We start from the raw sequence: 8099 nt of genomic DNA, 5'->3' as shown, positions 1-8099 counted from the left end.
GCTATCCGACGAACGCCGTGAGCCAGAGAGCAGCTGCAGATAGTCGATGACGATCACGTCGAGGCCTTTGGTGCGCTTCAATCGTCTCGCCTCGGCAAACAGCTGGTGGACGCTCACCCCACCGCGGTCATTGATGTGGAGTGGTGCCCCCTCGATTTCTCGCGAGACATCGACAAGGCGGCTGAACTGACTCTCATGGATCCGCCCACGGCGCAGGTCGGACGACGAGATGCCCGCCTGTTCAGACAGGATGCGCACTGCCAGCTGCCCTGCGCTCATCTCCAGCGAGAAGAACGCCACCCGGCCGCCATCCATTGCGGCAACGCCTGCGCCATCGAGGGTTGGCCGGAACTTCTTGGCGATGTTGAAAGCGATGTTGGTGGCAAGTGCCGTTTTGCCCATAGCAGGGCGCCCCGCCAGGATAATCAAATCCGACTTCTGCAACCCACCCATCAGATGATCAAGGTCCACGAAACCGGTGGCATAGCCTGATAGCCCGCCATCTCGACGGTAGGCCTCGCCTATCGTGGTGACCGCCTCTGCCAAGGCGCTGGAGAAGGACTGGAACCCCTTCTGGGTTCGCCCCCGCTTTGCCAGTTCGTGAAGCAGCTTTTCGGCCTCTTCGATCTGCTCATCGGGACTGAATTCGGATATCCGATTTACGGCCTCCGAATGGATCATGCCGCCGATTTCCGAAAGTGATCTACGCACTGCCAGATCGCGAATGACCTTGGCATAATCGGGAGCGTTGACGACTGACGTCGCCCCAATCACTAGCCGAGCCAGATAGTTCTTCATCGTCAGCTTATCGAACACCAGCTCCGGCAGATGCGGCGGCATGGTCAGTTCGTCGGCGGCCTTCCCGGCTCGGGCGAATTTTTCGATGGTTTCATAGATCGAGCGATGGATTGGCTCGTAAAAATGTTCGGCCAAGACGAATTCCGATGCCCGATGATAGGCCTCGTTGTTGACGAGAATGGCACCAAGCAAAGCCTGTTCGACCTCAACATCGACATTATGGATTTCAGTCACGGGCAAATGGTCCTGAACATGTCGAGCCAGGCGGCCCAGGCTTTGCCGGCGGCAATGCCGTCGCGGATGTCGCATGTGACCTCGGCCTTCTTCTTGGCGAGGACGAAGTTGGACCACAGCTCCCGTTCGTGATCCTCTGGCGGTAGCGTTGGGCGTGGAAAGGTGACGATATCGCTCATCGCCGCGCTCCTTCGGAAAGACGGGAATTCATAAGCCGATCCATGATTGCAAAACGCTGCGACCGATCGGGCTTAGGTTTTGAAGGAGTGACGGGATGTCGGCCGAAGGCGGGCAACCGAGTGACGCCCAGATGCTTCATGGCCTCGGTGAGCACGATTTCCACGCGATAGCCGCGCTTGACCAGCTCACACACGATGAGGTTACATCGCTCGTCGCTCAACCCTCGGCCAAGCTCGCGCCTAACGCCGTTTTGGGTGGCCTCTATCGTCCATCCGCCGAGACTGGATGAATGCCCCCAAGCATGGACATAGTGGTATTCGATTTTTTGAGTACTCTGGGGGCGGTATCGAAAACGATCCCCGCTCTTGGTGGCGGCAAGTCGATGCGCTTCCGCCTTTCCCAGCAGTTTTTCCGCCACTGCCCGATCTTCGTTCGCAAGAGCTGCGAGCGGTTTTCCGACCTCCCACAGATCCCGCATCCGGGCTTCCAATCGGTCCATGTCGTCGGACATGGCTTCGCCGTCCACGAACAAGTCGTGCTTCATTTCCTGTTCCTTGGATTGGATCTGGCGGCGATTGTCACATCAGCCTGCCCGACCGAATTAATTGGAGGGTTAGACCAGAGATGGGCCGTCGCGAGCGTGCGTTTGAGGGCTCATGCACGCTCCTTTTCGGGATGCGCAGCGATCAGTCGAACTAAGGACTTTTCGATGACCCCGCCGAATTTTCCACCCGCCTCAATGCGGGAAATTGTCGACTGATTGCACCCGACCTCATTTGCAAGATCGTAAGTCGACCAATCTTTCCGGGCTCGGAGCGCTTTGACGTCTTTCGGCGTCACCATGATCTGCCTCGTAATGCGAACTCACATCAGTAATGCGTTAAGCATCACGACACGTCAATGCCCATCGCATCACGAAATGATGCATAAGTGAGCAAATCACGCATTTCGGAGAATGAGATGACGCCTTCAGAACGACTGAAAACCGCGCGCGTCAAAGCTGGATACACCACCGCCTCGGACGCTGCTGCGTCGATGGGGATCAGCAGAGCCACATACATCGGCCATGAGAACGGGAGCAGAGCTTTCCGGATCGAAGCGGCAGAAAAGTACGCCCGCTGGTATCGGGTGCGACCCGCATGGCTCCTAACAGGTGAAGAGCCCATGACGGTGGGAGGCAAGCCCGACCTCGAACGGGTTCCCCTCTCCGCGGTAGAGAACGATGCACCCCAGCCCGAATTTGACGACGAGGACAACGCTTACGTCGCGGGCTCCAAGTATTACGGGCGCACCCCAGGTGCTCGGCCAGAGATCGACGCAAAGGCTGGCGCTGGCTTGGGTGTCGTTGGAGCCGAGGCAGTTATGCAGCTGGAGGCCGGCGAGACCGTCGTAGGTCACAAGGTCGTCGCGGAATGGACCCTCCCGCAAGCATTTTTTCGATACGAACTCCACGCGTCTCCTGATGACACTATCTTCATGCCGATCGTGGGCGATTCAATGTATCCGACATTCCAATCGGGAGACCGGGTGATCATCGACACCCAACAGAACGCTTTCGGTTCGGACGGCATCTACGTGTTTCACGACGGTGACGGCACGCCCCGCGTAAAGCGATTGGCCAAGATCCTTTTCTCCGAGCCGCCGCAGGTGCAGATCATCTCCGATAATGCAACTCACCCAATGCAGACTGCATCACTTGAAGATGTAATGATCTTCGGCCGCGTCGTGGGGCGCATCTCAAGGGTCTAATTTTTAGGATAAATAATGCACGACGCATTGACTTAGTTAATGCATCGTGCATTATTGGCTTCAACACGAACCGTTGGAGCCCAAAATGTCGTCACCATCACTCACCCGCCGAGCTCTAATCGCTGGAGCCGGCACTGTCATCGCCAGCGCCGCAATGGCCATTCCATATGTGAATGCCGCTCGCGCATCGGACATGTGCAGCCTGCCGGTCAAAATCCGGCACGATCCTCTGGCCGAGGCGATTGCTAACTATCGCGATGGCCTAGCCTCATTTGAGGCCTACTCTCGCACTGACGTAACCGACGAAGAGCGAGACGCCTTCGCCGAGAAAAGCTACCAGCCGCCAATGGGCATTCTCGATGTTTGGGATCGTCCTGCGACCTCCCATCACGGCGCCGTCGAGGCGCTGAGGCTGGCCGCCGAAGAGAACGCGCAGTTTGGAGGCAGCGGCATGGTTGGCGCCCTGCTCTATGCTGCCCTTGCCTACTTTGATCCCGCTACCGCCTGACGCTGAAACAAATCGGCTCGGGCAAGCGCTGTAACGCTCCCCGAGCCTCCATGAGACCTGGAGGCCATTCAATGGATACCGCGATTATTAGCAGCAGGGGCCCCTTTCGCACAACCGCTGCAAAAATGGGCGATTGCCCAAACTCCATCGCCCTCAACCTCCTGCTCCAGGCGGAAAAGGCACTCGACAAGACCTTTGACCTTTTGGATGAAGCGGAGGAACAGGCCAAGGATCGCTTGGGTAGCAGGCCATTTGGGTTGGTCGGCTGGAGACACTATTCTGCTATCGGAGGAGCGGAGCTGGAGCGCGCCAAAACGACAATTCTGCGGCGCGGAATCGACCCAGCCATTGTCGAGGCAGAATTCCATCACGCGAAACGGCGATACCAACAGGCGCTAAAGGCCGGCAAGGAGTGGGATGAAGCCGCTGGTATCGCCGAAATTCGGCGTACATTCGTCGGTGCGCAGCGTCACTATCGCAAGGTGCGCGATGACTGGGCGCGCACTCCGCCCACCACACTTGAAGGCTTGGCAACCATGGCATCTATGGTTGCAAGAGACATGACGCTGTTTTCCGACGACTATATCGCGGTCGCCGCCAATAGCGTGGCAAAGGGAATACGATTGCTTGCGGACGACGCGAGGTATGCGTCATGAGCAGGGTTTCCGAAATCTCCCCCATTCTCAGCCGGGTCTTCCGCAATGTCGGCCCAAACGCTAATCCGCAGCTTCAACTGAGAGAGCTTGCCTCTCAGTTCAGGGCCGATGCCATGCTGCTCGACCCTTCCATCAAGCACATAGACATCGTTCACGACATGACGCTGCCGGGTGTTGAGCAGGCAGTTTGCGCGATTGTCATTTCGCGCGACGAATCCAGCCTTGTGGGGAGGCCAAAACAATGAGCGGAATGACGTACCCCTTCGCAAAATTTGCGGCTCTACAGCGCGCAGCAGCTCGATCGCTCGCCTATCACGACGAGGCACTGTCTGAAGCGATCATGCACCATTGTGCCTTGAAGGTCGCAAGTGCCACCGCACCGACCGACGGTTTGGTCGGGCAGTACGTTGGCCGTGAGATCAAGCAGTTTCATGCCCTCCTTCGCATGCAAGTGCCAGACCTAGAAGGCATCGCCGTCCGTGGCCGCTATCTCAAGGCCTACATGGCCCTCGATCAGGACTATCTCGAAGACGCTGGCACTCCTGAAGCCCTGATCGACGGATTGGCTGGCGCAGCATGACCCGCTCCGAAATCCGCCAGCGCGCCGAAGATCTGATCGAGCAGCTTATCGCCCTGGTCGACCAGATCGATGGCGACCCAGAAGCCGAGATCGAAACCGACTTCGACCTGAACCCCATCAGTTTGCAGGGCGTGGACCGTGTTCCGGCCAAGAACATCACCATGCGGAGGGTCGCGTGATGCACGAGAAATCAATCGGCTCGTTCGACGCCATGGATCTGATCGTCCGCGAGACGCAGGATCACGTCCCACTCGATCTTGTTTGGGGTGCCGCAGCGATTGCCAGGGTGATCGGACGCTCGACAAAGGCGACCTATCACATGCTGGAGGCCGGAAATCTTCCTGCCCGCCAGGTGGGTCGGCGTTGGGTCGCGAGCAGAAAAATCCTTGAGGCGTTCATTGAGACACCAGATGGGCGATAGCACAAAATTACCCGACGACGAGCCGCTTACGCTCGCTGAGGCGTGCAAGGTCATCTTCAAAGGAGCCATTAGCCCCGATACGCTGATGGCAGAGGCCAGCCGTGGGCGGCTGATAATGGAAAAGATCGGCCGGCGCTGGTTCGTCACCCCCGCCGCCATTCGGGAGATGCGGAAGAAATGCGAAGTGGTCCAACCAGCAAAGGCGCGCGCCTCTGGCTCCAACCGGGGCGCATCAGAAACGGAAAGCCTGAGCCGTCTGTCTGGGTCATCAGAGACGGATCGAATAAACACAGCACGGGATGCCGCGCGCATGAAGCTGAGGAAGCTCAACGACAGCTTGCCGACTACATCCTTGAAAAATACGAGCCGGCGCCAAGCAGTGGTGATCCCGCTCAAGTCCTGACGGCCGACGTTCTCGCCCTATACGCTCAGGATATCGTGCCGGGTCATGCGAGGCCGAAGGACACCAACGCCCGCATTGACCGCCTGCTAGGGTGGTGGGCAGACCCTGACGTCGCCAATAAGGATTTGCGCGACCGCAAGGGCCCCAAGATCAAGATCACTGGCGCCATGTCCGACCTGAAAACCGCCAGTTGCCAAGCCTACCTCAAGTATGTGGGCTACGCTCGCTCCGGCCGCATTGATCTGGAAGTGCTGCGCGCCGCCATCAACCATGCTCACCGGGAGCAGCTTCTGGATCGACCGATTGCGGTTTGGCTACCGCCCAAGGCACCGCCGCGCGAGCGCTGGCTGACCCGCGACGAAGTTGCCCAGCTTGTCTGGGCCGCCTGGCGATATCGACGCACACAGGTCTCGGGCGCAGACGGCTGGGGAAGCCGAAAGCATCTGGCCCGTTGGATCCTGGTGGCTGCCTATACCGGCACGCGCAAGAGCGCGATCCTAAATGCCAGTTTCGAGCGCGCTTTTGGTCGTGGGCACGTCGACCTGACGCAGGGCCTATGGCACAGGCGAGGGCAAGGCGTTAGGGCCACAAAGAAACGTCAGCCACCCATTCCACTGCCCGGCCCGCTCTTGGCGCATATGAAGCGCTGGAAGAAGAACGGCCAGAAATTCTTGGTGGAGTTTGACGGCAAGCCCGTCGAACGAATGGATATCGCCTTTCGTCGGCTAGTCGCCGAATGCCAGTTGGAGGGGGAAAAGGTCGTGCCCCACACCCTGCGGCACACAGCCATAACGTGGGCGATGATCAACGGCATGGACCCATATGCGGCGTCCGGATATTTTGGGCTGAACCTCCAGACGCTGTTGGAGAATTATGGGCACTATCACCCCAATCATTTGAAGGAAGCGGCCGCCGCGATGGCACGTCCCCGCAAGATGGCAAATTAGAACAAACCGTGGTCTGGCGACAGGGTTCCGACAGGGTTAGCGGAACAAAACGAGATTCTCGACCTCCAAAACGCTGGGAAAACCGGCATTTCCCGCTAATTGAGCCCCTCAGTCGTTTTTCGGGAGCAGGGGGTCGAGTGTTCGAATCACTCTACTCCGACCAATCAAGCCCGGCTTCTTCGGAAGCCGGGCTTTTTGTTTGGCCGCCACCGCCTCTCCCGGAACCCGAAGCCGTCCCACCGCATTTTTCGGCAGATGCGGAAGGAGGCCGACATGCTTGTTCGCAGTGTGGTCTGGGATCGGATGCGCGCCGATGAAATCAGTGCGGCGCCGGGTCTGCATTTTTCGAGCGACGAGGATAGCGGCTGGCGCCGGATGCGACACGGCCGCGGCTTTTCCTATCGCGACGCCAAGGGGCACAGCCCCTCGCCGCAGCAGCGCCATCAGATCGAGGCGCTCGTTGTTCCGCCCGCCTGGACCGACGTGTGGATCTGCGGCGACCCGCGCGGTCATATCCAAGCGACCGGGCGCGATGCGCGCGGGCGCAAGCAATATCGCTATCACGACGATTGGACCGCCTCGCGGGCCCATACCAAGTTCGACGGCCTCGTCGCGTTCGCCGAAACGCTGCCGGCCCTGCGTGACCAGGTGGAGGCCGATCTGCGGCGCCGCAGCTTTGGGCTCGACCGGGTGGCCGCCTCGGTCGTCTGGCTCCTCGACAACAGCCTCATCCGCATCGGCAACCCGACCTATGCGCGCGACAACAAGAGTTTTGGCCTGACGACCCTGCGCAATCGCCACGTCGCCATTTCCGGCCAGACGATGAAATTCCGCTTCACCGGCAAGTCCGGCAAGCAGTGGAACCTGCAACTGGCCGACCGGCGCATGGCGCATCTGGTCAAATCGCTGCAGGAATTGCCCGGCCAGCACCTCTTTCAATATCGCGATGAAGACGGCTATCGCGCCATCACCTCGCGCGACATCAACGACTATATCGCCGAACATGCCGGCGCCGATTTCAGCTCCAAGCATTTCCGCACCTGGGCCGGCACCGTGCGGGCCCATGGCTTTCTCGTCGGCCAGCCGGTTCCCGAAAGCCAGCGGGCGCAGGCGAAGCTACTGACGGGCATCGTCGATGTCGTCGCCAACCGGCTCGGCAATACCCGCGCCGTCTGCCGGCAAAGCTACATCCACCCGGCCGTCTTCGAGCATTGGCAGGCAGGCGATCTCAAGCGGACCCGCCGCCCCGCGCCCATTCCGGGGCTCGATGAGGACGAGCGCGCCACCCTCGCCTTTCTCGAAGAATCCGAGATCTTCGCTGTGAAGAATCTCGGCGATCGAAAAACAGTCGTGAACCTCGGCAAAGCCGACGTCCTCGGGGCCGATACCAGCCGTCGTATAGGCGCGGGCGGCCGCTCTCCTTGTCGCGTCGAACGAAACCAGATCGGAGTGGCTGTCATAGGTGCCCGAAACCAGCGAGCAGGCGTCGAGCCACACTTTGGGACCGCTCAGCGCGCGCGCGATGCGCTCGCTCGCGAGAATGACGGCGGCGGCACCGTCGCTGATCGGACAGCAGTCGTAGACCGTCAGCGGAGCGGCGACCGGGCGGCCCTGCATCGCTTG

General features: G+C 59.7%; 14 protein-coding genes. 10 read left to right on the top strand and 4 right to left on the bottom strand.

The window, feature by feature from the left end; translation table 11 throughout:
• The 4 genes from J0I64_RS07475 to J0I64_RS22610 all read right to left on the bottom strand — a co-directional run.
• On the bottom strand, nt 1–1032 hold a 1032-nt coding region (locus J0I64_RS07475; RefSeq protein WP_291406969.1), incomplete at its 3' end, for a DnaB-like helicase C-terminal domain-containing protein.
• Nucleotides 1029–1211, bottom strand: coding sequence for a hypothetical protein (locus J0I64_RS07470; protein ID WP_291406968.1), 183 nt, complete (start codon nt 1209–1211; stop codon nt 1029–1031). The genes J0I64_RS07470 and J0I64_RS07475, both read right to left, overlap by 4 nt.
• The gene (locus tag J0I64_RS07465) at nt 1208–1756 is read right to left on the bottom strand and encodes a hypothetical protein (protein WP_291406967.1); all 549 of its coding nucleotides are present in this window, start codon (nt 1754–1756) and stop codon (nt 1208–1210) included. Before J0I64_RS07465 ends, J0I64_RS07470 begins: the two co-directional genes overlap by 4 nt.
• Before the next feature lie 110 nt (nt 1757–1866).
• Nucleotides 1867–2055 (bottom strand): helix-turn-helix transcriptional regulator, encoded by a 189-nt coding sequence (locus J0I64_RS22610; RefSeq protein WP_366933717.1) that lies wholly within the window; start codon nt 2053–2055, stop codon nt 1867–1869.
• Nucleotides 2056–2142: 87 nt separating this feature from the next.
• Between J0I64_RS22610 and J0I64_RS07460 the strand changes: the two genes are divergently transcribed.
• The 10 genes from J0I64_RS07460 to J0I64_RS07415 form a co-directional block, all read left to right on the top strand.
• On the top strand, nt 2143–2961 hold the full coding sequence (locus tag J0I64_RS07460) for a LexA family transcriptional regulator (protein WP_291406966.1): 819 nt from the start codon (nt 2143–2145) through the stop codon (nt 2959–2961).
• Nucleotides 2962–3046: 85 nt separating this feature from the next.
• A complete protein-coding gene (locus tag J0I64_RS07455) occupies nt 3047–3469 on the top strand; it encodes a hypothetical protein (protein WP_291406965.1) in 423 nt (140 codons plus the stop codon).
• Nucleotides 3470–3540: 71 nt separating this feature from the next.
• Nucleotides 3541–4125 (top strand): hypothetical protein, encoded by a 585-nt coding sequence (locus J0I64_RS07450; RefSeq protein ID WP_291406964.1) that lies wholly within the window; start codon nt 3541–3543, stop codon nt 4123–4125.
• On the top strand, nt 4122–4370 hold the full coding sequence (locus J0I64_RS07445) for a hypothetical protein (RefSeq protein ID WP_291406963.1): 249 nt from the start codon (nt 4122–4124) through the stop codon (nt 4368–4370). Before J0I64_RS07450 ends, J0I64_RS07445 begins: the two co-directional genes overlap by 4 nt.
• Nucleotides 4367–4705, top strand: coding sequence for a hypothetical protein (locus tag J0I64_RS07440; protein WP_291406962.1), 339 nt, complete (start codon nt 4367–4369; stop codon nt 4703–4705). Before J0I64_RS07445 ends, J0I64_RS07440 begins: the two co-directional genes overlap by 4 nt.
• Nucleotides 4702–4884, top strand: coding sequence for a hypothetical protein (locus J0I64_RS07435; protein WP_291406961.1), 183 nt, complete (start codon nt 4702–4704; stop codon nt 4882–4884). The genes J0I64_RS07440 and J0I64_RS07435 overlap by 4 nt, the downstream gene beginning before the upstream one ends.
• Entirely contained in the window at nt 4884–5126 is a 243-nt protein-coding gene (locus tag J0I64_RS07430; RefSeq protein ID WP_366933719.1) for a DNA-binding protein, read from the top strand. The genes J0I64_RS07435 and J0I64_RS07430 overlap by 1 nt, the downstream gene beginning before the upstream one ends.
• The gene (locus tag J0I64_RS07425; protein WP_291406960.1) at nt 5116–5529 is read left to right on the top strand and encodes a hypothetical protein; all 414 of its coding nucleotides are present in this window, start codon (nt 5116–5118) and stop codon (nt 5527–5529) included. The genes J0I64_RS07430 and J0I64_RS07425 overlap by 11 nt, the downstream gene beginning before the upstream one ends.
• Before the next feature lie 125 nt (nt 5530–5654).
• Nucleotides 5655–6476 carry a tyrosine-type recombinase/integrase gene (locus tag J0I64_RS07420; protein ID WP_291406959.1) on the top strand — a complete coding sequence of 274 codons (822 nt, stop codon included), beginning with the start codon at nt 5655–5657 and terminating at the stop codon, nt 6474–6476.
• A 273-nt stretch (nt 6477–6749) separates the two neighbouring features.
• On the top strand, nt 6750–8099 hold a 1350-nt coding region (locus tag J0I64_RS07415; RefSeq protein WP_291406958.1), incomplete at its 3' end, for a hypothetical protein.

The organism is Devosia sp. (assembly GCF_017307565.1).
Classification (GTDB): Bacteria; Pseudomonadota; Alphaproteobacteria; order Rhizobiales; family Devosiaceae; genus Devosia.
This window is presented reverse-complemented; position numbering and strand designations above follow the sequence as displayed.

What these genes read in the sequence shown, in the direction of transcription:
- J0I64_RS07470 (WP_291406968.1), bottom strand. Translation starts at nt 1,211, where the DNA reads ATGAGCGATATCGTCACCTTTCCACGCCCAACGCTACCGCCAGAGGAT.
- J0I64_RS07465 (WP_291406967.1), bottom strand. Translation starts at nt 1,756, where the DNA reads ATGAAGCACGACTTGTTCGTGGACGGCGAAGCCATGTCCGACGACATG.
- J0I64_RS22610 (WP_366933717.1), bottom strand. Translation starts at nt 2,055, where the DNA reads ATGGTGACGCCGAAAGACGTCAAAGCGCTCCGAGCCCGGAAAGATTGG.
- J0I64_RS07455 (WP_291406965.1), top strand. Translation starts at nt 3,047, where the DNA reads ATGTCGTCACCATCACTCACCCGCCGAGCTCTAATCGCTGGAGCCGGC.
- J0I64_RS07450 (WP_291406964.1), top strand. Translation starts at nt 3,541, where the DNA reads ATGGATACCGCGATTATTAGCAGCAGGGGCCCCTTTCGCACAACCGCT.
- J0I64_RS07445 (WP_291406963.1), top strand. Translation starts at nt 4,122, where the DNA reads ATGAGCAGGGTTTCCGAAATCTCCCCCATTCTCAGCCGGGTCTTCCGC.
- J0I64_RS07440 (WP_291406962.1), top strand. Translation starts at nt 4,367, where the DNA reads ATGAGCGGAATGACGTACCCCTTCGCAAAATTTGCGGCTCTACAGCGC.
- J0I64_RS07435 (WP_291406961.1), top strand. Translation starts at nt 4,702, where the DNA reads ATGACCCGCTCCGAAATCCGCCAGCGCGCCGAAGATCTGATCGAGCAG.
- J0I64_RS07430 (WP_366933719.1), top strand. Translation starts at nt 4,884, where the DNA reads ATGCACGAGAAATCAATCGGCTCGTTCGACGCCATGGATCTGATCGTC.
- J0I64_RS07425 (WP_291406960.1), top strand. Translation starts at nt 5,116, where the DNA reads ATGGGCGATAGCACAAAATTACCCGACGACGAGCCGCTTACGCTCGCT.